This window comes from Achromobacter sp. 1011791174, from assembly GCF_059760925.1.
Genome location: NZ_JCBANH010000002.1, coordinates 48,582 through 72,040, shown reverse-complemented (window position 1 = coordinate 72,040; position 23,459 = coordinate 48,582). Strand labels below are relative to the sequence as shown.

Here is a 23,459-nt window from a genome sequence, read left to right as displayed (position 1 = left end):
GATCTTGTATTCTCACTAACGCAAATATTTTGCATTTAAAGGCGCGCCATGTCCACGACCTCATCCGAATCCCTGGCCTGCCCCGTCATCCAACCGGGCAAGCTATCGCGTCGCGGCGCCACCGCCTTCCACGCCTTCGTACTGATGTCCTTCCTGGCGGCCTCGGCGGCGCCCACGCCGCTGTACCGCGTCTACCAGCAGGAATGGGGATTCAGCGCCACGCTGCTCACTGTCGTCTTCGGCGCTTACGCGCTGGCCTTGCTGACGGCGCTGCTGACCGCCGGCCGGCTGTCCGATCACATCGGCCGGCGTCCGGTGATCGCGCTGGCGCTGCTGTTGCAGAGCGTGGCCATGTGCGGTTTCCTGCTGGCCTCGGGCCCCGGCTGGCTGGTCGGCGCGCGCCTGCTGCAAGGCGCGGCCACGGGGCTTGCGACGGCCTCGGTGGGCGCCGCGCTGCTGGACCTGAACCGCGAGCGCGGCGCGCTGATCAACGGCATCTCGCCCATGATCGGCATGGCGGCCGGCGCGCTGGGCAGCACGGCGCTGCTGGTGCACGCGCCCGATCCGCTGCATACCGTCTACGCGCTGCTGCTCGCGCTCTTCCTGCTGGCGCTGGCGCTGCTGTGGCGCGTGCCCGAGACCGCGACGCGCCGCGACGGCGCCTGGGCCAGCCTGCGTCCCCGCATCACCGTGCCGCCGCAGGCCCGCAAGGCGCTGCTCGGCGTCACGCCAGCCAATGTCGCGGTATGGATGCTGGGCGGCTTCTACCTGTCGCTGATGCCGTCGCTGATCGTCTCGGCCACGCAGGCCCGTTCGCCCTGGCTCGGCGGTTTCGCCGTGACGGCGCTGACGCTGAGCGGCGCCGTCGCCATCGCCCTGGTCGCGCTGCGCCGGGTCGGCACCTTCCGCACCCTGCTGTCCGGTGAAATCGCGCTGGCGTCCGGACTGCTGCTGATCCTGATCGCCGCCAACGCCGGCTACCCCGCCCTGCTGCTGGCCGGTTCCATCGTCGCCGGCCTGGGTTTCGGCGCCACCTTCCTGGGCGCGGTGCGCACCGTGCTGCCGCTGGCAGAGCCGCACGAACGCGCCGGCCTGATGGGCGCGTTCTATGTCGAGAGCTATCTGGCCAACAGTGTGCCGACCATGATCGCGGGCTACATGGCGCAGCGCGCCGGGCTGCTGGCGGCGGCCGACGCGTATGGCGCGATCATCCTCGCGCTGGCGATGGCGGCCATCGTGCTGGCCGTGACGCGGCGACGCGCCTGCCTGCGGCAGGCGGCTGCCGGCCAGCCGCTGTGAATCGCTGACGCGCGCCGCGCCGGCGCCACGTTTGCGGGGCAGGCAATCGCAACAACGGTCCCGGCTTATCATTGCTGGTCCCGCCGCCGCGCTCGCGGGATGCGCGAGCGCGGCGACGACAGCTTCTTTTCCGCGCCCGACCGACACGCCATGAACCAGCCTTCCGCCACGCTCGCCGCCATCCTGCGCGCCATACCCCGGCGCTATCGGAGCACGGCCAGGCCGGCCCCTGGCGCCGTCGCGCAGCCCGATCCGGACAGCCCCATCGCGCGGCTGGCGCGCGCCATCGAACCGCTGCAGGCCGCCGACGCTTCTGCCCAAGCGCCCGATGGCGCAGTGCGCCACGCGTTCATCGACGCGCTGGCCGCGCTCATCGACGAGGCCCTGCGCCCCGATGCCGGCGACCCCGTGTTCCAGGGCGCGCTGCTGGAATACCGCCACCCCGTCGTCCGTGAATACCTGGAACTGCGCCGCCAGGAAGCCGCCGACCAGCGCCAGCTGCGCGCCGCCATCAACACCGTCGCGCATCCGGCCAAGCCGCCGCGCCTGGCGCCCGGCGCGGGACGCGAATCCCTGGCGCGTCTGCACGCCGAGGTTTCTTCGGGATCATGGCAGCAGGCGGCGCAGACCGCGCAAGCGTTGCTGAATCTGCCGCAGGTCCACACCGACGCGGACCTCGCGTCCGCGCTGCGCGCGCTGCTCGACGCCCCAGCGCTCGCCCGCCTGCAACGGCTCGACGCGCTGGCGTCGGACCCGCGGGTGCGGCAGTACGAAGCGATCCGCGAGAAACAAGGCCCGCGCTCCGGCAGCGAAGAGGCCAATGCGCAAGGCCTGCTGGCCAGGCAACGCGGCGTCGCGGTCGAGATCCTGGCCGCGCGCGCGCTCGAAGCGCTGGCGCGGCATCTGGACCAGGCGTCCCCTTCCGAATCACGCCATGGCGACGCATCGCCCGGCTACCGCGTGGTGACCTCGCTGCGCGTGCCATCGGCCCTGGCCGCCAATGCCGACCGCGCCAAGACCGAGTGGGACGCGGTGCTGCTGCGCCGCGCCGACGGCAACGCGAACGAGACGCCGCTTTGGGATGTCTGCCTGCTCATCGAGGCCAAGGCCTCCGTGGACGCCGCCACGACCGACCTGCCGCGCCTGTTGCGCGGCTTGCGCCTGCTGGCCCAGGCCGAACCGGACGCGTCCTATTCCTGCGCCACGCAGCAAGGCCAGGTCCGGCTGCGCGGCGCCTCGCTGCGCGCGCTGCCGCAGGAAATGGAGAATCTGGCCGACGCCGTGCTGTACTGCTGCGACGCGCCCGACGAAACCTGGACGCCGGCGCTCAACGCCGCCAGCCGCATGCAGCTGCTGTCCGCGCCGCCCAGCCTGGCCTACGCCGCCCTGCTGGCCGCCGGCGAGCCGGCCGACGCGCGCATGCTCGAACCGCTGTGGCAGGACCTGCGGCAGAACCCGCGCTGGCAAGCCATGCTGAATCTGGGCGCCACCCGCCGGCTGGCGCGCGAGCTGATGGTGCATCCCGACGATCTGCTTGCGTCGATCAACGCTTGAGCGCGGGCAAGGGCACCATGATGGGCTGCCCTGGCGCGCTGCACCCCATGTCGCAGCAGCGTCCGGGCTGGCGGTTCTTCGTGGCCGCGCGCGCCTCGTCATGCAGCACGCCCCGCTCCAGCAGGCGTTCCACCAGTTCCACCTTGGAACCCAGGGGATAGTTGCGCCAGATCTCCTGCTTCATCGCCGCCGGCGAACCGCCGCCGTGCAGGCTGATGACCGAATACCAGCCGCCCTGGTACGAGGCGGTCAGGTCCTCGATGAAGCGCGCCGTCTGGATGCGACGGTCGTAGGGCACGGCAGGATTGGCCTGCAGCGCCTCCGACAGCCGGGCGGCCGTGGCGGGGTTGTGATCTTCGTCCGGGCCGGGCAAGGCGACGATCAGCCCGCCGGACACCTCGTGCGCCAGCCGGTGCATGTCGTAGATCTGCGTGGCCAGCAGCAGCTTGCCGATATTGCTGAACACCGGGTCCGGCATGAACGAGCCGCTGTATTCATCGCGCGCGGCATAGACGCTGGCCGCGACGCCACAGGCGTAGAAGCCTTCCGTGATCTTGATCAGCTCCACCATCGGCTCGCGCAGATTGGCCTTGACGTCCGGATCCAGCCCGTTGGCCTCGCACATCAGCGCGCCGGCGCCGATCAAGAGGTCGCCGAATCCCGCCCTTGCCGCGATGCAGCTGTGGCGGTGGTGGGTGGCATAGCTGTAGGTCAGCACATGGCTGTGCTCCCAGTCCCCCGCGTAGAACACGCGCTCCCAGGGCACGAACACCCGGTCGAACAGCACCACGGCCGTGGCCTGGCCGTACTTGCGCGAGAACAGCGCATCGCCGTGTTCCAGCTTCTCGCCGGGGCGTCCGGCCGGACGCGACACCAGGGTGATGCCGGGCTCGTCCACGCGCACCGCGCAACAGACCGCGAAGTCCGCGTCCTCGGCTCCCATGTTGCGGCTGGGCATGACCAGCAGCTCGTGCATGTACGGGCCGCCCGTCACGATGGCCTTGGCGCCGCTGATGACGATGCCGCGCGCGTTGCGCTCGACCACGCGCACATAGGCGTCGGGATTGGGCTGCTGGTGCGGCTTGAGGCTGCGGTCGCCCTTGGCGTCCGTCATCGCCACGCCCAGCGACAGATCGCGGTCCTGCGCATGCGCCAGATAGGCCTCGAAGCGCGCGCGGTGTTCCGTGCCGCCCGTGGCGTCGTCGATCCGCGCCACGGCCTGCCCGATGCCATTGAGCGCGTCATGCGCCAGATAGCGCTGGGCGCAGCCGGTTTCCTGGCACAGCGCGCGCACCGCTTCCAGCTTGTTCAGCAGGTCGCCGGACGACTCGTTGATGTGCAGCATCCGGCTGACCACGCGGTTGCGCCGCGACTGCGTGGCCAGGGCGATGGGCGCGACCTCCGCGCGCCGCGCGAAATCATAGGTGTAGGCCAGGGCATTGACGCCCGGCCGCAGGGACGGCTCGTCCGCGACGCTCTCGACCTGGCGGCCGTCCACATAGACCCGGGGCCGGTAGCCGCGCAGCGATTCGCGGTAGTCGTCGCCGGACATCAGCTCGGCCCGGCTGGGCATTGCGGCTTCATGCAGCGCATTCATCTCCACCTCCTGTCTCCAGGTTCACCAGCAGAAACGGCGGCAGGCATGCCGCCGGCCATCAGCCCGCCACGTCGGCCCGCCGCAAGATGCGTTGCGCGGCGGCCTGGCCGGTCCTGCCGGCCAGCGTGCCGTAGTGCGATCCCCAGGCGCCCGCCGCGTCGGGACCGCGTGTATCCAGGAACGCGTCCACGACCTCGTCCGTGCCGTGGCGCAACAGCTCGGCGCCTTGCAGCGCGCGCGCCACCGCCTCGGTCATGGGACGCGCCAGGAACTCATCCCGCGCCGCGTCGCGCGCCAGCCGGCCAACATGCCGGACCAGCGCGTCGAAGCGCGCGTCCTGGCCGGCCAGCGGCCGCAATTCATCGAACAGCGCGTCCAGCGTCCGCGCATCCCTGGCCATGGCGCGGCGCACGTCCATGCACATCATGTTGGCCGTGCCTTCCCAGACGCTGTTCAGCGGCGCTTCGCGGTAGACGCGGGCCATCGGGTTCTCCTCGATGAAGCCATTGCCGCCATGGCATTGCAGCGCCTCATAGGCGATCGACGGCGCGCGCGAGCAGTTGAAGTACTTGGCGGCCGGCGTGGCCACGCGGGCCAGCAGGCGCTCGTGCTCGCTGTCGCGCATCCCGTCCGCGGCCCGGGCCACGCGCAACGCCATCAGCGTGCAGGCCTCGACCTCCACCGCCATGTCCGCCAGCACGTTGGTCATCATGGGCCGGTCGGCGATGGGCGTGCCGAACGCACCGCGCGTCATCGTGTGCCGCAGCGCCAGCGTCAGCGCCTGCCGCATGAGGCCGGCCGAGCCGACCGCGAAATCCAGCCGCGTCAGGTGCGAGTGCGACAGGATCTCGCGGATGCCCTTGCCCTCCTCGCCCACGCGGATCGCCAGCGTGCCGGCGTACTCCACTTCACTGGAGGCGTTGGAGCGGTTGCCCGCCTTGTCCTTCAGGCGCTGCACGTAGAAGCGGTTGTAGGAACCATCGGGCAAGGTGCGCGGCAGGAAGAAGCAGGTGACGCCGCCGTCCACCTTGGCCAGCGTGAAAAAGCCGTCCGATTGCGGCACCGAACAGAACCACTTGTGGCCCGTCAGTTCATACCAGTGCGCGGCCGCGCCGTGGTAATCGTCCGTGTGCGAGTAGCGCGCCATGGTCTGCGTCTGGCGCAGGTCCGAGCCGCCCTGCTTCTCGGTCATGGCGTAGCCGATGACCACGGACGGCTTGTCGCCGACCTCGCGCCGGCTGAACTCGTATTCGGTGCCCAGCGACTTCCGCTTCCAGACCGCCAGCGCCGGCTCGGCCTCGAAACCCGCATGGGCGGCGTAGGCCATGCCCGTGGGACAGCCGGTGCCGTGCTCCACCTGGTTCCACAGGTACGACAGCACGGCGCGCGCATAGTGGCCGCCCGGCGCGTCGGCGCGCCAGGCCAGGTTCGGCACCTCGTGCTTCCAGGCCAGCGTCATCAGCGCGTGCCAGCTGGGGTGAAATTCCACCCAGTCGATGCGGTTGCCGTAACGGTCATGCGTCTTCAGCTCGGGCGCATGCCGGTTGGCCAGCCGCGCCAACTCCTGTGTCTGTTCGTCGCCGGCCAGCGCGCCCAGCGCCGCGCAGCGCGATTGCGCCCACGGCGCTTCGCGCGCGATGGCGGCCCGCAGCACCGCGTCGCCGGTGTAGGCATTGAAACCGCAGGCCGGTTCGGCCTGGTTCAGGACCGCATGGGTGCGGTAGCGGTCGACGGGCGTCGCGTCCGGGGCGGAGCCGGCCATCAGCGCGGCGCAAGGCAGGGGGTCGTTCATGCGCGTCTCCGGGGTAGCTGCCGTAAGGCGCCGGCAGCGGCGGCCACGCTGGCGCAGGCCAGCGTGGCGATCTGGTCGGCCAGCACGGCGACATCGTGGCGATAGGCTTCGGCCTGCGATTCCTGCTGGCGGTTCAGCGGCGACAAGGGACCGATCAGGCCTTCCATGAAGCCGCCCACTATCACGGTGGCGGCGATGTCCGCCCGCACGTCGGCGCGCATCTCGCCGGCGGCCTGCCCCTCGGCGACGATGGCGCGGATTGTTTCGCTGATGGCGGCGCGATAGGTCAGTCGTACCTCGTCGATTTCCTTGTCGCAGGGCTCGGCGATCAGCGCATAGGCCAGCCTTGGATTGCGCATGGCGCGCTTGACGAAGGTCGCCACCGCCGAATGCAGCCGCACGGTGGCGCCGCCGTCCGCCCGGGCGATGGCGGCCAGCACGTCCACCTCGCGCTGCGAGACCAGCGCCAGCACCTCGGCGAACAGTTCCGCCTTGGATGGGAAGTACCGGTACACCGTGCCGGTGGCGATGCCGGCCGCCGCCGCCACGCTGGCGACCTGCGCCTCGGTCCAGCCGCCTTCGCTCACCAGCGCGCGGGCGGCTTGCAGGATGCGGCTGCGGTTGTCCTGGAGACGGGCTTCGACTTCGGGGGTCTGACGGTAGGCCATGAAGAAATGAACCTGGATTCACACGATTCAATGAATCCTAGTTCATTTCTTTGGGGCGTACAAGGAATTCGTCCTTCCCCCGGGATTCCCCTGATGCGGCGACAAGGCGCGAACCTCGGGCATGGCCCGCCGGGTCCGGTCCTGCCGGCCCGCGAGCCACCTGAGCCACGGCGCGGCATGGAATGCGCTCATCAATGCGTACATCCAGGCCATGCCGTCGACCCGCCAGGCATCGCCCCCGCACAGCATCCGCATGGCCGGATCGCCGTGCCAGGCGGCCAGCGCGGCCATCGCCGCGAAGACCGGCGCGGCGGCCAGGCACAGGCTGTCGGCCAGGCGCTTCATGGCTGGCCGTATTCGTCGCGGCGGCGCAGCCACATGCCGCTCTCGTTGTGCCCTTTCGGCGCGCGGTCCAGCCAGGCGTACATGCCCCAGATCGCGTCCGTGCCGCGCGAGTACGAGGAATAGCTGTGGTAGACCACGCCGTCCTGCAGCACGAAGGCGCTCATGCCCTCGCGTTCGCGCAGGTAGGTGGACGGGTCGGTGCCGGTCGTCGCCGCCCAGGACACGAATTCCGGCGGCGGCGCCGCGGCGGTCGCCAGCTTCATGGCGGGATCGTCGCGCCGGAAGTTGTATTCCGGCCCTTCGCGCTGCTGGGTCTCGGTGAACGAGGCATTGAAGTCGTAGTTGAAATCGCTGCCGGCCGACGAGGCCCACGGGAAGGTCCAGCCCATGCGCCGCTTGTAGATCTGAAGCTTGTCCAGCGGCGCGCGCGACACCGCCCACAGCATCACGTCGTGATGCGCCAGATGCGTGACGATGCCGTTGAAACCGTCGGCGATCGACGAGCAGGACGGGCAGCCCGCCTTGTAGTCCGGCCCGAACATGAAGTGATAGACCAGCAGCTGCGAACGGCCCTGGAACAGGTCGGCCAGCGTGGCGCTGCCGGCATCGGTCTGCAGACGGTAGGTCTTGTCCAGCCGCACCCACGGCAAGGCCTGGCGCTGCCGCGCCACCTCGTCGCCCTGCCGCGTCAGTTTCTTTTCCGCGTCCAGCAGTTCCAGCCTGGCGGCCAGCCATTGCTCGCGTGTTCCGATCTTGTGCGCTTGCATTGCTCTCTCCTTGGTGTCCGTGCTCGCGCCGCGCTTGGCGCTTGCGGGGTTGTCGGGAGAGATATTGCGGCCGATCGGCCGCGCGGCGGGAGTAACAAGTCTGGCGCGTATCCAGCCAACACGCATTCCCGCGCTACGCCAGATGCGCCTGGCATACGCGCCGCCACGAGCGACGCCGAGTCACTGCATTGGCGTCCTGATCTTGATCCGCTGCCCATCGGGCGTCCCGCGCGTCGGGCATGCCATCGGCTTCAGATCCTTGCCCAGGCAGACCCACAATTCCCTGAGCCGGTTGTTCGAGGCCACGCTGACGCGCAGGCTGTCTGCCGGCAGCGTCGGGTTGAGCCGCAGGAAGGCCTGCTTGACGTCCCCCGCCGTGGCGTCGAGCAGGCGGTTGGGCGACAGGTCGGCGTTCTTGCCCGCCATGTCGCGCACGGTGGGGCGATGCAGCGTGCCGTACACGGCCTGGATGTCCGCGAAATAGCGCTCCGGCGAACGCCAGCCGCAGGTGCCATGCGCCTGCCATTCGTTCTGCATCAGCTCCACGCCCGGCATCATGCACAGATGCTGCTTGAGCACGGACGCGGGCACAGCGCCGGCGGCCTCGCAGTTGCGCGGGTGATCGCGGCCCGAGCGGGCCTGGCCGTTCTGGGGCCACAGGCCATGCACCACCCATTCAAAGCGGTTGCCGGAAAAGCATTGGAACGACTGCTTCTGCCGCTGCCCCTCGGGCCGGTTGCGCTGGGTCTCGCAGTGCTCGGGCGACCAGGACAGCACCAGCGCCAGGTAGTCCGTGGGCAGGTCCTTGTTGACGTAGTCCACGCGCTTGGGCGAAGCGCGCTCGATGGTGGCGGGCAAGGCGCAGACTTCCTGGGCCGAGGCCGCGGCGGGGACCGCCGACAACAGCGCGATGAAGATCCATGCGCGCCTGCTGGCGGCATGCCGACGGTTGCGGTCCATGACGATTCCTCCCGGTAGGCCGGACGTCCGGCGCAAGACTCTTTTTTTAATCCAGAACGCCCCGATTGTGCGACTGGAATATGACAGGCGTCCCGCCCAGGCGCCAGGCGAGCGCCCGCCATTGCTGAGCTTTCTGGATGACCGCCATCCCGCCCCCTACCCGCCGCTACTGCCTGGATGCGCGCGGCGCGCCGAGGCCAGGCGTACCGGGACCGCGCTCCCGCGCAAGGCCGATCCCGGCCGGGATCGGCGCCCCCGTCACCACAGGATGATCTGCGAGCAGCGGAACAGCGACAACCTGCGTCCCTTTCCGTCCACCACGGTCGCGGACCACACCTGGGTCGAACGCCCCAGGTGTTCGGCCACGGCCTCCACGCTCAGCACGCCTTCCTTCGCCGTGCCCAGGAAGTTGGATTTCAGCTCCAGCGTGGTGAAGCCCTTGGCCCCCTCGGGCAGATGCGCCAGCGTCGCGTAGCCCGCGCAGGTATCCGCCAGCAATACCTGCGTGGCCGCATGCAGGTAGCCGTTGGGCGCCATCATCCATGGTGCGAGGGTCATTTCCATGCTCATGCGTCCGTCCGCGATTCTCAGCGGCCGCAGGCCGAAGGTATCCGGCAGCGTGCCGCGCTGGCGTTCGAACAGGCTTTCGACGGTTTCGGTGTTGCGTGGCATGAAGCGTGCTCCCTGGATCGAGGCTTGCGTCAACGGGCTGCCGCATAGCGCGGCGCAACGGTATTGCTGGACAGCTGGCCAGCCATGGCCAGGCGCGCGGCGTCATAGGCATCCCATTTCTCGCCGGCATGCAGCGAGGGGATGGTGACCGCCTCGCCACGCTCGAAGCCCAGCAGCGCCGCATCCACCAGGTCCTCGGCGCGCATCACAATGCGCGGATCCAGGTTCTCCACCGGTCGCCCGCCGATGGCCCAGAAATCGGTGGCGGTGGCGCCCGGCAGGACGGCCTGCACCTGCACGCCGGCGGCGGCCAGTTCGTGCCGCAGCGACTGGCTGAACGCCAGCACGAAGGCCTTGCTGCCGCCATAGACGCCGTTCAGCAGTTCCGGCGCGATGGCCACGATGGACGCGATGTTGATGATCGCGCCCCGGCCGCGCGCCACGAAGGCAGGCGCCACGGCATAGGCCAGCCGCATCGGCGCGGTCACGTTCAGATCGACCATGCGGGTCATCTGCTCCACGTCGCTTTGCAGCAGCGGCGTATGCGTGCCGATGCCGGCGTTATTCACCAGCAGCGTGATGCTGGCGTCTTCGCGCAGCAGATCCTCCACCCGCGCCAGCGCGGCGCGGTCGCCCAGGTCGGCCGGCAGCACCTCGACCGCGCGGCCGCTGCGCGTGCTGATGGTGTTGGCCAACGCGTTCAGCCGCTCGCGGTTGCGCGCGACCAGGATCAGGTCATAGCCGCGCTGCGCCAGCCGGTCCGCGTACAGCGCGCCGATGCCGCTGGAAGCGCCCGTGACGAGCGCCGTGCCGGGATGAGTGTGTGCCATGGTATTGCTCCTTGAAGGCGGACGGAACCCGTCCATGGCAAGCATGTTGCGGCTTGCCGGCAATGGCGTAAATGACGTATATAGTCATGAATCAAGACATACCCTGAAGGAACAATTCCATGCACCGCATCGGCTACGCGCTGCCCGAGGGCTTCCAGGTCATGGCGCTGGGCACCCAGACCGTGTTCGAACTCGCCAACCTGATGATGGCCGAGCCCTTCTATGCCGTGGACACCTATGCGCTGGACGGCTCGGCCCGCGCCTCGACGGGCCTGACGCTGCAGGCCCGTCCGCTCACCGCGCGCAGCCAGGCCGACACCTGGCTGGTGGCCGGCACGCTGCAACCGCTGGCCGCGCCGGCCGCGCCCGAGTTGCTGCGGCTGCTGGACAGGTTCGCCGCGCGCGCCCGGCGCGTCGCCGGCCTGTGCACGGGCGCCTTCGTGCTGGCCGACGCCGGCCTGCTCGACGGACGCCGCGCCACCACGCACTGGTACTGGGCCGACGCCTTGCAGCAACGCCGCCCCCAGGCGCAGGTCGAGGCCGACCGCATCTACATCGCCGACGGGCCGGTCTGGACATCCGCCGGCATGACCGCCGAGATCGACCTGGCGCTGGCGCTGGTGGAAAAGGACCTGGGCGCCAAGGTGGCGCGCGCGGTGGCGCACCGCCTCGTCATGCACCAGCGCCGTTCGGGCGGCCAATCACAACATTCGGAAATGCTCAGGCTGGCGCCCAAGTCCGACCGCATCCAGCTGGCGCTGGAACATGCGCGGCGCAACCTGGCGCAGCCGCTCAGCGTCGAGGAACTGGCCCAGGCGGCCAAGCTGAGTCCGCGCCAGTTCAGCCGCGTCTTCACGGCCGAGACCGGCCAGTCGCCCGCCAAGGCCGTCGAAGGGCTGCGGCTCGAAGCCGCCCGCCTGATGATCGAAGGCAGTCGGCATCCGCTGGAAGTCGTGGCCAGGGAAACGGGCTTTCGCGACCGGCGCCACATGCGCGAGGCCTTCCTGCGCGGCTTCGGCATGCCGCCGCAGGCGGTGCGGCGCGAGGCGCGGACGATGCCCTGACGCGACACCCGGTCCTCCACGGACGGGCGCCCCATTCCCCTTGAAACTGGACGAATCCAAGCCGCACGCGCCGTCGTCCACCACCCCGCGCCGACCTGCTGGCCGAGCGCATCGACCTGGCCATCCGCGCCGGGCAAACGCTGGAACCCACGCTGGTGGCGCGCCGCATCGGGGCCGGCCAGCAAACCCTGGTCGCCGGCCCTGCCTACCTGCGAGCCCACGGCACGCCTCGATCACGGGCGGACCAGCCGCCCCCGGATAGCGCCGAGACCGCGCGGGGCGGCGTCCGCATCCCCCGCCGTAGACTCCCGCTGCTGTCTTGGATCTATTTTGTGTTTTTTTTGTACAAACATAATTCCACACCCAAGGGAAATCACCAATAAACACCAAGATCACCTGGAGAGTACAAAGCCAATATTGTATTTTTTTTGTACTTTTTCATGAAAATCGCACTCCTGGGCTGCGGCGAAGTCGGCTCCTGCTACGGACGGGCCTGGACCGCAGCCGGCCATCACATCATCGGCATCTGCGAACTGCGCGACGACGAGGCCATGCGCACCCGCGCCGCCTCGCTGAACGCCGCCCTGCACGCCGCGCCGGGCCCCTGGCTGGCCGAGGCCGACATCGTGGTGTCGGCGGTTTACGGCCATAGCGCCTCGGCCGTGGCGCAGGCCTGCCTTGCCTTCCTGCGCGCGGACGCCGTCTACGCCGACTTCACCACCGCCAGCGCCGCCGACATGCAGGCCGCCGCCAGCGCGGCACGAGCGCGCGGGCTGGCCTTCACGGACGTGGCCATCATGGGCGCCATCGCCCTGCTGGCCGAGCGCACGCCGCTGCTGTGCGCCGGCCAGGGCGCGGACCAGGTGATCGCGCTGGCCGCCAGCGGCGGCGCGCCGGCCCGCGCCATCGACGGCGCGCCCGGCGACGCCGTGCGGCTCAAGCTGCTGCGCAGCATCATGACCAAGGGCATGGAAAGCCTGGCCGTGGAATGCCTGGTCGCCGCCAACGCCATGGGCCTGCGCGCCTCGCTCTACGAGGTGCTGTCCGACATCGACCGCACGCCGCTGACCACCTTCATGGACGCCTTCGTGCGCTCGCACGTGGACCATGCCGGACGCCGCCACGCCGAAGTCCGCGAAGCCCGCGACCAGCTGTACGAAGCCGGCCTGGAGCCGCTGGTGCTGGACGGCGTGGAGCGCCTGTTCGCGCGCACGGCGCGCCATCTGGAAGCCGCCCGCGCCCAGGGCGGCGTCGAAGTCGAAGACTCCGTCCCCGCGCGGCTGGCGTGGCTGGAGCAGCTGGCCCGCCAGCGCTGAAGGCCCCGCGCACCGAATTCCGGCCGCAACGCGCGGCCGCGCTACTAAAAAAACACACGAGGAAGACAATGAAACGCATCAAGACGCTTATCGGCGCCGCGCTCCTGGGCGCCTGCGCCGCGGCTTCGGCCGCCGATCTGGGCAAGGGCCCCATCACCATCATCTCGCCGTTCCCGCCCGGCGGCGGCACAGACACGCTCACGCGCATGATCGGCAGCGCCATCGCCGAGGAGACCGGCTGGAACATCGTCGTGGAAAACAAGCCCGGCGCCGGCGGCAACCTGGCGCTGGACGCCACGGCACGCGCGCAGCCGGACGGCCACACGCTGGTCATGGCGCAGACCGACAACATCGTGCTCAACCCCTGGCTCTACAACAAGCTCAGCTACGACACCTTCAAGGACTTCAAGCCCGTCGGCCCGGTCGCGTCCTCGCCCAGCGTGTTCGTGGTGCTGCCCGAGTCGCCCTACCAATCGATCGCCGACGTGGTCAAGACCGCCAAGGCCAAGCCCAACTTCATCTCGCTGGGCATGCCCGGCGTGGGCGGCACGGGCGACCTCACCGGCTACCTGTGGCGCCAGGCCGCCGGCATCGAGCTGATGCACGTGCCGTATCGCGGCTGGGCGCAGGCCTATCCCGACCTGGCCAGCAACCGCATCGACATGTACGTGGGCTCGGTGGCCACGCTGCTGTCGCAGATCCGTGGCGGCAAGGTCCGCGCGCTGGGCGTGGTGGCGACCGACCACTCGCCCGCCCTGCCCGACGTGCCCACCTTCGTGGACAGCGGCTATCCCACGATCAACCAATTCATCTGGTGGGGCCTGATGGCGCCGGGCAAGACGCCCGACGACGTGGTCGCCACGCTGAACCAGGCGCTGCGCAAGGTGCAGGCCAAGCCCGAGCTGGTCAAGAAACTGGAAGACGCCGGCTACACCGTGATGAGCGGCACGCCCGCCGACCTGGCGCAGCGCCATCGCGCCGACCACGATGTGTTCGGCAAGGTGGTCCGGGACGCCGGCATTCCCAAGCAATGACGCCGATGCGCATCAACACAGACAAGACGGAAGCAGCATGAACGGATTCCAGATACATGCGCGCACGCGCGCGGTCGCGCCGGACCTGGCGGAACGGTTCCGCCGGATCCCGGTGGCCAATATCAGCGATTGCATGTCGCGCATGACGGCCGGCGGCCCGCGCCTGCGGCCCATGCACGGCGGCGCGGTCATGGCCGGCCCGGCGCTCACGGTCCGCACCCGCCCCGGCGACAACCTGCTGGTGCACAAGGCGCTGGACCTGGCTCAGCCCGGCGACGTCATCGTCGTCGACGCCGGCGGCGACCTGACCAACGCCATCATCGGCGAGATCATGACCAGCTACGCCCGCTCGCGCGGCGTGGCGGGCATCGTCATCAACGGCGCGATCCGCGACTGCGGCGCGATCCGGCAGGGCGATTTCCCCGTCTATGCAGCCGGCGTGACCCATCGCGGCCCCTACAAGGACGGCCCCGGCGAAATCAACGGCATCATCGCGCTGGACGGCATGACCATCGCGCCCGGCGACCTGATCCTGGGCGACGACGATGGCGTGCTGGCGATTCCGTTCGACCAGGCCGAAACGCTCTATCAAGCCGCCCAGGCCAAGCACGAGATCGAGGAACGAATGCTGGCCGACATCGCCGCCGGCACGCTGGACACCTCGTGGATCGACGCGCGCCTCAGACAGCTCGGCTGCGCGGGGGTCTGACGATGACAGCACCCGCACGGCACGCGTTCACGGTCGCGCGGCTGGACTTGTGGATCGATCCCGTCTTCGACGCGGCCATCCAGGACGACGCCGCGCTGCGCCTGTCCGTGCTGGCGGCCGCCGCCGGGGACGCGCGCACGGCCGAGGGCCTGGCGCAGGCGCGGGCCTATCACGTCAGCGCCGCCAGGGATGAAGTGCCGCGTGGCTGGCAGGTCACGCCTGACCTGCTCGCGGCCTGTCCGCGACTGCTGTGCGTGTCCTCCGGCGGCGCGGGCTACGACACGATCGATGTGGCGGCCTGCACGCAGGCAGGCGTGGCCGTGGTCAACCAGGCCGGCGCCAACGCGGCCTCGGTCGCGGAAATGACCTATGCGCTGCTGCTGTCACTGGTCAAGCGCCTGGACGAATCGGGCGCGGCCCTGCGCGCCGGCACGGCCCGCAGCCGCGAAGCGCTGATGGGACGCGAGATCGAGGGCCGCGTCATCGGCCTTGTCGGCATCGGCGAAATCGGCCGCCGGGTGGCGCGCATCGCGCAGGGCTTCGGCCTGACGGTCATCGCCTGCGATCCGCTGCTGACCGCCGAGGAAATCCGCGCGCGCGGCGCCGAACCCGTGGACTTCGACACCCTGCTGGCCCGGGCCGACATCCTCAGCCTGCACTGCCCGCTGGACGAGGCCACGCGCGGCCTGATGGACGCGTGGGCCTTTGCCCGCATGAAGCCGGGCGCGCTGTTCCTGTCGACGGCGCGCGGCGGCATCCACGACGAAGACGCGCTGCTGGCCGCGCTGGACAGCGGCCATCTGGCGGGCGCGGGGCTGGACGTGTGGCGCGTCGAGCCGCCCTCGCCGGCGTCGCGGCTGCTGCAGCATCCCAACGTGGCCAGCGCCTTCCATACCGGCGGCGTCACGCATGAAGGCCGCCGCAAGGTGGCGGCGGGCTCCGCGCGCCAGATCTCGCAGATGCTGGCCGGCATCCGGCCCGAGCGCCTGCTCAATCCCTACGTGTGGCCCCGGTTCCTGGAACGGTTGGCGCAAGCGCGCGCGGACTGACAGCGAAAGCGCAAGCGCTGGTGGTGGACGGCTGTAGGCGCAGCCCCGATTTCGACGCGCGCCCGCCGTCCGCTATAGTCCAGTTTTTGGATGACACGCCCGCCTCACCATGTCCAACGCCAGCGATCACGTATACGGGGAACTGCGACGCCGCCTGATGGCGGGCTCCTTCCTGCCGGGCGAACGGCTGCGCGAAGAGCACATCGCCGCCGAAATGTCGGTCAGCCGCACGCCGGTGCGCAACGCCATCGAACGGCTGATCGCGGACGGGCTGGTGACGCGCGAGGAACGGCGCGGCGCCGTGGTGCTGGGCTGGCAGGACCGCGACATCGACGAGGCCTTCGAGCTGCGCATGCTGCTGGAACCCTACGCCGCCGGGCTGGCCGCAAGCCACGCCAGCGACGCGCAGATCGAGGAACTGGAACGGCTGAACCAGTCCATGCAGGACGCGGTCCGCTCCGCCGCCCCCGACCGCGTGCAGCAGGTCCAGCAGCTGAACAACCAGTTCCACCACAAGCTGCTGGAAGCCGCGCAGTCGGCCCGCGTGCGCGCCATGGTCGAGAACCTGCTGGACATGCCGATCATCATCGGCTCGTTCTATTTCTACGGCGACGACGACATGCTGCGCAGCGTCGAGCACCACCGGCAGATCATCGCCGCGCTGCGGGCGCGCGACGCCGAATGCGCCGCGCTGGCAGTGCGCTTTCACCTGGCGGCCACGCATCTGCTGTTCCGCAACCACCGCAAGGGCAAGGCCCAGCCGGCGGCGGCATGACGCGCCCGCCCGCGCACGAGACGGGATCGCGCTGCTCATGTCCCACAGCATGAGCAAGCCGCCAAGCGCCCGGCGCGGCGTCCTGGGTTGGGGCGCCACGCGGGCCGTCCTGGACGCGCTCGCGGCCCAGGACATCCCGTTGACGCAGGAGGAACGCGAGCGGGCGAACGCCTTCGCGCACGACGCGGACCGGCGCGACTTCATCGCCGCGCACCGGCTCGTGCGCGCCATGGCCGCCTCGATCATCGGCGCGCCGCCCGGGACGATCGTCCTGCGGCAGCGCTGCGACACCTGCGGCGGCCCGCATGGCCGCCCCACCCTGCCCGATCATCCCGGGCTGCATGTCAGCCTGAGCCACGCGAAGGGCGTCGTCGCCGCCGCCTGCGGCGACCGGCCCGTCGGCATCGACCTGGAACGATGGAACGCGTCGCAGCCGGATCATTCCGACCTGGATTTCGCGCTCGCCCCGGCGGAGCGCAAGCGGCTCCAGTCCATGGCCGCATCCGATGCGGACGCCGATGCCCCCGTCTCGCCCGCCGCGCTGGCCTTCCTGCGGCTCTGGGTGCGCAAGGAATGCCTGGTGAAACTGGGCCGGATCACGCTGGATCAGCTGGACAGCGTGGATTTCTCCGCCTTCATGCAAACCGAGTCGGTCGCGCAAGCCGCCGTGACGCATTTCGCGCACCAGGGCCTGCACTATTCCGAATGGCTCGATCCGGAACTGCGGGTCGTGGGCACGGCGGTCGGCGACGGCCCTTTCAATATCCATCCGTTCCGTTAAGGCTGCCGCCGCGCGGGACCGCCCCGGCGCGCGGCGTCCCCGGCGGCCGAGCCGCCCGACGCTGCCCGCTTGCCGTCCTAGTAGTCCCGCACCGCATCGAACCAGCGCTGCGCCTGCTCCTCGGTCACGCCGAGCCGCAAGGCCGAATCCCGCTGGCTGAACTGCCAGACGGCCTCGCCGATGTCGTCGCGCTCCGGGGTTTCGATGCCCTTCATCTGGTTGAAATGCGCGGCGAAGGCCGTGATCGCCGCCTGCGCCGCCTCGACATCCGTCGCGCCGTCGAGTGCGTCCCGCGCCGCATCATAGGCCGCGTTCGCCGCCTTGGCCTGACGGCCGCTCCAGCCCGAAAAAGGCCGCCCGTATTCACGTTGCCACCATTCCGGCTTGCGCAACTGGCTGACCGAGGCATGGCTGGTCCAGGCCCGCTGCTGTCCACGCGCCTTCATCTGCGCCCTCAGCCGCTTGCCGGCGGCTTCGTCGACGTTGTAGGCAATGAAGCGGTCCAGCAGCGGCCAGCTGTCCAGCGGCGGCAGGCCCTGCAGGTCTGGCGTGAACCGGATTTCCAGGGCCCGCAGATGAGGCAGCCGCAACAGCGCGTCCCAATCGGCGAAACGGCCCCACAGCATGAGCTGCGTCAGCGCCGGAAAGCGCTCGATGCCTTGCAGGGAAATCGCCTGACCCATCGGCCCGCCATGGAGCGACAGCGACGACGCCTGTCGCAGCAGCCCCAGGTCGGGCAGGACATAGGGCGCCATGCCTGGCCGGCGGCCCAGCGCGGGCGCCAGCGTCAACGAACCCGGCGGCTCGCCGTCGGCGGTCAGGCGCGACAGATCGCCAAACAGGTGCAGCGCGCAACCCGGCGGCAGCGTCATGTCGAGATGACCGCCGCCTTCGTCCAGGCGCAGTTGCAAGGTGTGGATCCGCGCGGCGCCGGCGTCGACGCGGCGAGCATCGCCGAATGCCGGCGTCCAGCTGAATTGCTCGATGGGGCGACGCTCGGACCAGCCGATGAAGCCGGCGTCATTGCCACAATAGCCGATATGGCGCGGCCAGGGCGATCCCGCTGGCGTGGCATAGGGATCGAGCGCCGGCCAGTGGATCGCCGCGTCGGGCGCCACGTGCAGATCGGCCTTCTTGCCCATGCCGGCGGGTCCGATGACCAGATCGCCGCGTCCCGCTTCCCGGATGAGCACATGGCTGCCCGGTTCCGTCAGGCCGAGCGCATAGCGCCCGGCATCGCTCACGGACCCCTCAGGCTGATCGGATACGTCCATGATGGCGGACATGAATTGCTCCTGGTGATATTAAGCATGCGACCCGGCGAAGGCCGGCGGCGCTCGACGCCCTGCGCGACGCCCTCACAGCGTCATGACCGGCTGGTCTTCGATCCGGAAGAACAAGGCGCGCGGCCCCAGGAAGTCCGATCCGTCCAGATACTCGAACTCCACGCGCTGACCCGGCTCGGCCACCGGCCCGAAGTGCTCGACCCGGTACATCAGGCCCCCGATGCGATAGTTGTGAACCAACGTGGCAACGTTCGAGTTGGTCGTGCGCAAGCGATAGGTCACGACTTCCTCGACCACCCCGCGCACGCCGTGCTTGTACCGCGCGCGCTTGAGCCTGGGGCTGCGCATGCCCAGCACGAGTCCCAGCAGGAAGAGAAAGCCGGCCAGCAGGATCAAGGGGCTCCAGAACAAGCTGCCGACCAGCACGGCCAGGGCGACCACGTAGAAGAACTTGCGCAGGCTCAGTTCCTCATTGCGCACGGCCTCGCGGTCGGCATCGCTGATTTCCTCGACCGAATTCCAGACTTGCGTGCTCATCGGATACTCGGCCCGCAGCAGCACGGGCGGCGTGTCGGGCGACAGCGTCAGCAGATGCAGCCGCACGGGCAGGTCCGTCAGCGCCGCGGCCGCCAGGGGCCGGAAGCCGTCGCGGGTGTCTCTGGACACCTCGTTCCAGAACGGCAGGGCCACATTCACGCGCTGCTCGCCAAACGCGTAGCAGATGCCGGGCGACTCGGCCGGGCCGAAGCCGGTCAGATGGCCGGCAACGATCTGCTTGGGCATGCGCCCCTTCAAGACCTGGTTGAAGCGACGCCAGGCGCGCGGCAGCTTCAACAACCTGCGCCCGAGAAACACCGCGAAGGCCCCCATCGCCGCCGTGCACAACAGGATCACCAGGCCGTCGCCACTGATCAGCAAGCTGCGGTCGACAATGACCAGCACCACGAACAGGACCACGCTGCTCGCCAGCAACAGAAACATCAGGCCGGCGAACACGGCCGTCAGCAATCTGCTGCTGCGACTGCGGCGCAGCAGCAGGATGTCCTCGTCGGACAGGGGTTCTTCCGTGACTTGCAGGGTCGCGCTCATGCTTGCCGCCATCTCCTTCTCAAAACGCGTCGCGCCACGATCGCGCTCAATAGATCCCGTAGGGAACCTCGACCGCCAGGGGCTTGCCGCCCTGGGCCGGACGCAGCGCATAGGCATGCACCATGCCGTCGTCGCTGGCCAGCGGCACATCCTTGCGCGTCACGCTGTAACGCTGGCCATCGAGTTCCAGCGTGCGCGGCGCCACCGCCCGGGCCTGGGCGGGCAGCAGCAGGCCGCCCAGCTCGTCGGCCATGTCCGAGAATTCGTAGTCGAGCAAGGCGCCTTCGGCGCGCAGCAGCTGCACGCGGGGCCGGTACGGCGCGGCGTCCAGGTTCCAGCCATTGACCAGATCGGTGATCCACGGGCCCGGAATGCCGTAGTTGCTGTCCAGCTCGGCCTCGCTGATCTCCGGCCCGACCACGACCAGGCAGCACACGATCTTGCCGGCCTGGTAGTCGTACACCGCCCTCTTGCCGCCCGCGGCGACCACGCCGGGCAGCATCGAGAAACGGTATTGCTGATTGAACTGCGCATCGGACACCTTGCGCCAGGCGCCGACGGTAGGCGACTGCGCCGATGGCGTTGTCGACGACGCGGGCGTCTCCCGCGCGGGTTGCTGTGTTGGTGACTGCGCCTGGCACGCCAGCGTCATCAGCATGCCTGCGGCCAAGGCGGCGACTTTGCTCGGTAAACGGATCATGTGTGGTCTTGAGCGGTTTGAAGTGATTCGAGAGATGTTGATCGAGCCAGGGATCAGCCGGCGTCCCGCCGCGCCTTATCCCGGCAGCTTGCCCTGCTTGCGCGTTGCGCGCTCAGCCAATCGCTGCGCCATGTCCTGCTGACGCTGCATCAGCTCGGCGATCTGTTCGGCATAGAGGTCGGTGAGATCGCCTTCCAGCGGCTCCGGATCGGTCATGTCGTCGATCACCACGACCGTTCCCGCCTGATCCACGCCCCAGATCCGGCTGCCGTCGCCCACGATCTTCAGCACGGGCAGGATGCCGGGCAGGCCGGCCTCGGCCAGCTGGCGCTGCTGCGCCGAGATGCTGGCCCATTCAGGCAGTTCCGGCGCATCGATGCCCAGCAGCACCAGGCCGCGCCAGAAGGTCCAGGCGGGGCCGACCTCGAATTCCTTCGCATGCGGCCAGACTTCCTCGCGCGCCATCACGCACAGGCCGTTGGCGCGCTGACAGAAGGCCGCGAACGCCGCCGGCAACGGGAAGCCGACAGCAGCCTCCAGGCTGGATATCGCCTGCGCGTCGGGCGCGGGCGCGGCCACGACCTCGAAGTACTCGGTGTCAACGGGATCCAGAATATCCCACATGCGTTCGTGAAACTGTTCGGCGGTCCGGGTCATGCAGGCTTCCTGAATCAAAGACAAATACTGGCTCGCCGCGCGGGCGGGAACCTTGAAGGCACATCACTATATCGCTGATCGCGGCGGGCCGGCGGACGCGAACGGACGCGCTATGGCGTCCCCAACGCCAACAGCGCCTTGGCGGCCTTGGCGGCGGCGGACCCGCCTGCAAAGCCCGCCAGCCAGCCGCGCAGGTCCGCGTCCTCGACCGGACGCGCGTGGCGCAGCGACTCATCCAGCAGCACCGTCAGCAGCGCGCCGATGCCGCGCGCCTTGTGGTCCAGGCGCGGCAGCAGGCCGCCCAGCACCGCGATGACGGCGGCGGGCGCGAGCGTCGCGGCGTCCGCGAAGGACTCCGCCCAGCGCGTCAGAACGATGGCGGGCGCGCAGGCGGCAAAAGCCTGCGCCACGGCCGCCGCGTCCACGCGGCCCGGGATCGCGGCGGCGAACACTTCCACCGCCTGCGCGCGCACCCCGGCCTGCTTGGCCGCCATGCCCAGGGCCAGCAATTGGGCCGTTTCGGACCGCCAGGCGCCCGGATGCGTGGCCAGCACGCGCAGGATGGCGGCCGCGCGGTGCTCGGCGTCATCGCTCGCCGCGACATTCATCAGCCCCAGATTGGCGGCCGTCAGCGGCAAAGTCGACGCCGGATGGGCCAGGCCGAGTTCGGCGCAGACCAGCGCATGGGCGTCGACGCCGTCGTTGTAGCGCAGCGGGCCCGACGGAATCAGCGCCGGCTGCGTGGCCGAAGGCGCTTCCATGGGCTCCGCTTGGATCTCGGGGTGCCACCACACCCATTGCGGAGAGCCATCGGCCTTCAAGGTTTCCGACCCACGGCTGTGCCACTCGATCCGCAAGGTGTCGGTGATCCGCGGCCACGCGCCGCCGGTGGCCTCGACCACGCGCGCGCGCTGTTCGGGCGGCACGCGCAGCAAGGCCTGGGTCAGATCCACCGGGAACGGCGCGCCACTCTCCTTGCCCGCCTCGTAACGGGCCAGCAGAACATCGGCATCGACCCAGCCCTGCGTGTCGGTGGGCGTGGCCAGCAGCGGACGGCGCGACGCCCTGCCCTGCACGATCCCCGCCACCTCGCGCAGCCGGGTGACGAAACTGGGCAGCATGGTGGTTTCCTCGGCGCTGGGCAGCGCCTTGGGTTCGCCCACATTCTCCCGCACCCACTCGCCATCGACCTGCCGGCTCCTGGTGTTTTGCCAGAACTTTCGCGGCAGGAACGCGCTCGCGGGATCGTGCGCCGCCAGCAGCAGCGCAGCCGCGTAGTGCTGTTCGTCGCGCTCGGCAAGGTGGCGCGCCCGCTTCGCCAGGGGCGCGATCGTGGCCGCCACCTGCCCGGACGTCGCCAGCCAGGCCAGCGCCAGCTCGAACTCCAGCGCGTCGGCGGGCGCTTCCAGCAGCGCGGCATAGCGTTCCTGGGCATCCTCGTCGGTCCAGGGGCGCAGCGGCGCGGGCGGCGGCAAGCCGGGAAGCGCGTTGGACGAAGGCGGGGCTTGGCCGCCCGCCGCCAGCCCTTCCCCTGCCGCGCTCCCGGCCCCGGCGTCCGACAGCATTGCCGCCACCGCCGGCGCCAGCGCGTCGCGCTGCTGATGCGCCAGATCCTCACGGCCCAGCCTGGCCAGCGCCTTCACCGCCGCCCGCTGCACGTCGGCATGCGGATGCCCCAGGCCCAAAGCCAGCGCCTGCGCCACCGCGTCGGACTCGACCGCGGCCCGCGCGCCCAGCGCCTCCAGCATGCGCAGCACCGACAGCGCCGCCGCCTTCGGCCCCGAAAAAGCGCCGCCGCAAGCTTGCACGAAGGGCGCGGCGTCGAGCAGGCCGTGCTTGTGCAGGACCTCCAGCTGCTTGACGCCCAGCGAGACAGTGGCGGTGATCGACGAACCCAGGCACAGGCGCAGCAGCGGCTGGTCCGCCGCCGTTTCTTCGGGCGTGGGCGCCAGGGACGCATACACGCGCGAGAACCAGCCGGCGCGATAGGCGGAGAAATCCCGGTTGAGCGCCTCCAGGCAGCCGCGCAGCACGCGGCCCCGCTCCAGCGTGCCTTCGTTGGCCAGCAGCACGACCGTGTTGTGCCAGTTGAATTCCTCGCGCGAGAACTTGTCGATGTTGGCCAGCGAGATCTCGCCGCCGCCTTCCACCTCGAAGACCCGCCAGAACACCTGATCGCGCAGCGCGTGGTCATGGCGCAGCATGAACAGCCGCACTTCCTGCTCGTGCCGCCCGCCCAGCCCGCCGACCATGGCCAGCACGTAGTCATCGGTGTGCTCGACCTGGAGCCCGTTGAACAGCTCGTTCAGGCGGATCGGCACGAAATTCGGGCGCTGTGACCAGCCTTGCGCCATCTCGCGCAGCCGCCTGGGCGAGGCGTCCACCGCGCGCAGGTCTGCCGACTGCACGCCCAGCATGGCGTCGTACAACGCGCGCAAGCTCGCGCCTTCCTCGACCAGCCGCGCCAGGTCGCGGTAGTAGCCCAAGATATTTTCGTAAGTCGTCATGCGAGCGG

22 protein-coding genes are annotated in these 23,459 nt (G+C 69.8%); 9 read left to right on the top strand and 13 right to left on the bottom strand.

Annotation, left to right across the window (positions count from 1 at the left end):
- Nucleotides 1-48: 48 nt before the first annotated feature.
- Nucleotides 49-1,299, top strand: a complete 1,251-nt coding sequence (locus tag AC6LJ5_RS01345; RefSeq protein ID WP_498139630.1) for an MFS transporter — start codon at nt 49-51, stop codon at nt 1,297-1,299.
- A gap of 150 nt (nt 1,300-1,449) precedes the next feature.
- Nucleotides 1,450-2,853: a 3-deoxy-D-arabino-heptulosonate 7-phosphate synthase gene (locus AC6LJ5_RS01340; RefSeq protein WP_498139629.1), complete on the top strand. Its 1,404-nt coding sequence runs from the start codon at nt 1,450-1,452 to the stop codon at nt 2,851-2,853.
- Here AC6LJ5_RS01340 and AC6LJ5_RS01335 read toward each other — a convergent pair.
- The 8 genes from AC6LJ5_RS01335 to AC6LJ5_RS01300 all read right to left on the bottom strand — a co-directional run bounded on the left by AC6LJ5_RS01335 (nt 2,843) and on the right by AC6LJ5_RS01300 (nt 10,484).
- A complete protein-coding gene (locus AC6LJ5_RS01335) occupies nt 2,843-4,450 on the bottom strand; it encodes a 4-hydroxyphenylacetate 3-hydroxylase family protein (RefSeq protein WP_498139628.1) in 1,608 nt (535 codons plus the stop codon). The two genes, AC6LJ5_RS01340 and AC6LJ5_RS01335, sit on opposite strands and share 11 nt — an antisense overlap.
- Before the next feature lie 58 nt (nt 4,451-4,508).
- Complete coding sequence (locus AC6LJ5_RS01330) at nt 4,509-6,212, bottom strand: acyl-CoA dehydrogenase family protein (protein WP_498139667.1); 1,704 nt, start codon at nt 6,210-6,212, stop codon at nt 4,509-4,511.
- 26 nt (nt 6,213-6,238) lie between these two features.
- Nucleotides 6,239-6,910, bottom strand: coding sequence for a TetR/AcrR family transcriptional regulator (locus AC6LJ5_RS01325; RefSeq protein ID WP_103274839.1), 672 nt, complete (start codon nt 6,908-6,910; stop codon nt 6,239-6,241).
- A gap of 42 nt (nt 6,911-6,952) precedes the next feature.
- Nucleotides 6,953-7,255 (bottom strand): hypothetical protein, encoded by a 303-nt coding sequence (locus AC6LJ5_RS01320; RefSeq protein WP_498139627.1) that lies wholly within the window; start codon nt 7,253-7,255, stop codon nt 6,953-6,955.
- Nucleotides 7,252-8,022, bottom strand: coding sequence for a DUF899 domain-containing protein (locus AC6LJ5_RS01315; protein ID WP_498139626.1), 771 nt, complete (start codon nt 8,020-8,022; stop codon nt 7,252-7,254). Before AC6LJ5_RS01315 ends, AC6LJ5_RS01320 begins: the two co-directional genes overlap by 4 nt.
- Nucleotides 8,023-8,202: 180 nt before the next feature.
- On the bottom strand, nt 8,203-8,982 hold the full coding sequence (locus AC6LJ5_RS01310; protein WP_103274841.1) for a ribonuclease T2 family protein: 780 nt from the start codon (nt 8,980-8,982) through the stop codon (nt 8,203-8,205).
- Between the two features lie 258 nt (nt 8,983-9,240).
- A complete protein-coding gene (locus AC6LJ5_RS01305) occupies nt 9,241-9,654 on the bottom strand; it encodes a PaaI family thioesterase (RefSeq protein ID WP_498139625.1) in 414 nt (137 codons plus the stop codon).
- A gap of 29 nt (nt 9,655-9,683) precedes the next feature.
- Nucleotides 9,684-10,484, bottom strand: coding sequence for an SDR family NAD(P)-dependent oxidoreductase (locus AC6LJ5_RS01300; RefSeq protein ID WP_103274843.1), 801 nt, complete (start codon nt 10,482-10,484; stop codon nt 9,684-9,686).
- Nucleotides 10,485-10,603: 119 nt separating this feature from the next.
- Here AC6LJ5_RS01300 and AC6LJ5_RS01295 point away from each other — a divergent pair, with 119 nt between their 5' ends.
- From AC6LJ5_RS01295 to AC6LJ5_RS01265, 7 genes are all read left to right on the top strand, one after another.
- A complete protein-coding gene (locus AC6LJ5_RS01295; RefSeq protein ID WP_498139624.1) occupies nt 10,604-11,548 on the top strand; it encodes a GlxA family transcriptional regulator in 945 nt (314 codons plus the stop codon).
- A 440-nt stretch (nt 11,549-11,988) separates the two neighbouring features.
- A complete protein-coding gene (locus AC6LJ5_RS01290; RefSeq protein ID WP_498139623.1) occupies nt 11,989-12,864 on the top strand; it encodes an NAD(P)-binding domain-containing protein in 876 nt (291 codons plus the stop codon).
- Nucleotides 12,865-12,932: 68 nt separating this feature from the next.
- The gene (locus AC6LJ5_RS01285) at nt 12,933-13,898 is read left to right on the top strand and encodes a Bug family tripartite tricarboxylate transporter substrate binding protein (protein WP_498139622.1); all 966 of its coding nucleotides are present in this window, start codon (nt 12,933-12,935) and stop codon (nt 13,896-13,898) included.
- 37 nt (nt 13,899-13,935) lie between these two features.
- Complete coding sequence (locus tag AC6LJ5_RS01280) at nt 13,936-14,607, top strand: RraA family protein (protein ID WP_103274846.1); 672 nt, start codon at nt 13,936-13,938, stop codon at nt 14,605-14,607.
- Between the two features lie 2 nt (nt 14,608-14,609).
- Nucleotides 14,610-15,656, top strand: coding sequence for a hydroxyacid dehydrogenase (locus AC6LJ5_RS01275; protein WP_498139621.1), 1,047 nt, complete (start codon nt 14,610-14,612; stop codon nt 15,654-15,656).
- Nucleotides 15,657-15,765: 109 nt separating this feature from the next.
- Nucleotides 15,766-16,431 (top strand): GntR family transcriptional regulator, encoded by a 666-nt coding sequence (locus AC6LJ5_RS01270; protein WP_103274848.1) that lies wholly within the window; start codon nt 15,766-15,768, stop codon nt 16,429-16,431.
- A 37-nt stretch (nt 16,432-16,468) separates the two neighbouring features.
- The gene (locus AC6LJ5_RS01265; RefSeq protein WP_498139620.1) at nt 16,469-17,212 is read left to right on the top strand and encodes a 4'-phosphopantetheinyl transferase family protein; all 744 of its coding nucleotides are present in this window, start codon (nt 16,469-16,471) and stop codon (nt 17,210-17,212) included.
- A gap of 77 nt (nt 17,213-17,289) precedes the next feature.
- On the opposite strand, the gene AC6LJ5_RS01260 is transcribed toward AC6LJ5_RS01265, so the two are convergent.
- The 5 genes from AC6LJ5_RS01260 to AC6LJ5_RS01240 form a co-directional block, all read right to left on the bottom strand.
- Nucleotides 17,290-18,498 (bottom strand): hypothetical protein, encoded by a 1,209-nt coding sequence (locus AC6LJ5_RS01260; protein WP_498139619.1) that lies wholly within the window; start codon nt 18,496-18,498, stop codon nt 17,290-17,292.
- Nucleotides 18,499-18,570: 72 nt separating this feature from the next.
- The gene (locus tag AC6LJ5_RS01255; RefSeq protein WP_498139618.1) at nt 18,571-19,587 is read right to left on the bottom strand and encodes a hypothetical protein; all 1,017 of its coding nucleotides are present in this window, start codon (nt 19,585-19,587) and stop codon (nt 18,571-18,573) included.
- Between the two features lie 46 nt (nt 19,588-19,633).
- Nucleotides 19,634-20,287 carry a hypothetical protein gene (locus AC6LJ5_RS01250; RefSeq protein ID WP_103274852.1) on the bottom strand — a complete coding sequence of 218 codons (654 nt, stop codon included), beginning with the start codon at nt 20,285-20,287 and terminating at the stop codon, nt 19,634-19,636.
- 75 nt (nt 20,288-20,362) lie between these two features.
- A complete protein-coding gene (locus AC6LJ5_RS01245) occupies nt 20,363-20,944 on the bottom strand; it encodes an SMI1/KNR4 family protein (RefSeq protein WP_498139617.1) in 582 nt (193 codons plus the stop codon).
- Between the two features lie 110 nt (nt 20,945-21,054).
- On the bottom strand, nt 21,055-23,451 hold the full coding sequence (locus tag AC6LJ5_RS01240; RefSeq protein WP_498139616.1) for a DUF6493 family protein: 2,397 nt from the start codon (nt 23,449-23,451) through the stop codon (nt 21,055-21,057).
- Nucleotides 23,452-23,459: the final 8 nt, after the last annotated feature.

What these genes read in the sequence shown, in the direction of transcription:
- AC6LJ5_RS01340 (WP_498139629.1), top strand. Translation starts at nt 1,450, where the DNA reads ATGAACCAGCCTTCCGCCACGCTCGCCGCCATCCTGCGCGCCATACCC.
- AC6LJ5_RS01325 (WP_103274839.1), bottom strand. Translation starts at nt 6,910, where the DNA reads ATGGCCTACCGTCAGACCCCCGAAGTCGAAGCCCGTCTCCAGGACAAC.
- AC6LJ5_RS01295 (WP_498139624.1), top strand. Translation starts at nt 10,604, where the DNA reads ATGCACCGCATCGGCTACGCGCTGCCCGAGGGCTTCCAGGTCATGGCG.
- AC6LJ5_RS01315 (WP_498139626.1), bottom strand. Translation starts at nt 8,022, where the DNA reads ATGCAAGCGCACAAGATCGGAACACGCGAGCAATGGCTGGCCGCCAGG.
- AC6LJ5_RS01250 (WP_103274852.1), bottom strand. Translation starts at nt 20,287, where the DNA reads ATGATCCGTTTACCGAGCAAAGTCGCCGCCTTGGCCGCAGGCATGCTG.
- AC6LJ5_RS01300 (WP_103274843.1), bottom strand. Translation starts at nt 10,484, where the DNA reads ATGGCACACACTCATCCCGGCACGGCGCTCGTCACGGGCGCTTCCAGC.
- AC6LJ5_RS01265 (WP_498139620.1), top strand. Translation starts at nt 16,469, where the DNA reads ATGTCCCACAGCATGAGCAAGCCGCCAAGCGCCCGGCGCGGCGTCCTG.
- AC6LJ5_RS01290 (WP_498139623.1), top strand. Translation starts at nt 11,989, where the DNA reads ATGAAAATCGCACTCCTGGGCTGCGGCGAAGTCGGCTCCTGCTACGGA.
- AC6LJ5_RS01280 (WP_103274846.1), top strand. Translation starts at nt 13,936, where the DNA reads ATGAACGGATTCCAGATACATGCGCGCACGCGCGCGGTCGCGCCGGAC.
- AC6LJ5_RS01245 (WP_498139617.1), bottom strand. Translation starts at nt 20,944, where the DNA reads ATGACCCGGACCGCCGAACAGTTTCACGAACGCATGTGGGATATTCTG.
- AC6LJ5_RS01260 (WP_498139619.1), bottom strand. Translation starts at nt 18,498, where the DNA reads ATGTCCGCCATCATGGACGTATCCGATCAGCCTGAGGGGTCCGTGAGC.
- AC6LJ5_RS01320 (WP_498139627.1), bottom strand. Translation starts at nt 7,255, where the DNA reads ATGAAGCGCCTGGCCGACAGCCTGTGCCTGGCCGCCGCGCCGGTCTTC.
- AC6LJ5_RS01335 (WP_498139628.1), bottom strand. Translation starts at nt 4,450, where the DNA reads ATGAATGCGCTGCATGAAGCCGCAATGCCCAGCCGGGCCGAGCTGATG.
- AC6LJ5_RS01330 (WP_498139667.1), bottom strand. Translation starts at nt 6,212, where the DNA reads ATGGCCGGCTCCGCCCCGGACGCGACGCCCGTCGACCGCTACCGCACC.
- AC6LJ5_RS01305 (WP_498139625.1), bottom strand. Translation starts at nt 9,654, where the DNA reads ATGCCACGCAACACCGAAACCGTCGAAAGCCTGTTCGAACGCCAGCGC.
- AC6LJ5_RS01270 (WP_103274848.1), top strand. Translation starts at nt 15,766, where the DNA reads ATGTCCAACGCCAGCGATCACGTATACGGGGAACTGCGACGCCGCCTG.
- AC6LJ5_RS01255 (WP_498139618.1), bottom strand. Translation starts at nt 19,587, where the DNA reads ATGAGCGCGACCCTGCAAGTCACGGAAGAACCCCTGTCCGACGAGGAC.
- AC6LJ5_RS01285 (WP_498139622.1), top strand. Translation starts at nt 12,933, where the DNA reads ATGAAACGCATCAAGACGCTTATCGGCGCCGCGCTCCTGGGCGCCTGC.
- AC6LJ5_RS01345 (WP_498139630.1), top strand. Translation starts at nt 49, where the DNA reads ATGTCCACGACCTCATCCGAATCCCTGGCCTGCCCCGTCATCCAACCG.
- AC6LJ5_RS01310 (WP_103274841.1), bottom strand. Translation starts at nt 8,982, where the DNA reads ATGGACCGCAACCGTCGGCATGCCGCCAGCAGGCGCGCATGGATCTTC.
- AC6LJ5_RS01240 (WP_498139616.1), bottom strand. Translation starts at nt 23,451, where the DNA reads ATGACGACTTACGAAAATATCTTGGGCTACTACCGCGACCTGGCGCGG.
- AC6LJ5_RS01275 (WP_498139621.1), top strand. Translation starts at nt 14,610, where the DNA reads ATGACAGCACCCGCACGGCACGCGTTCACGGTCGCGCGGCTGGACTTG.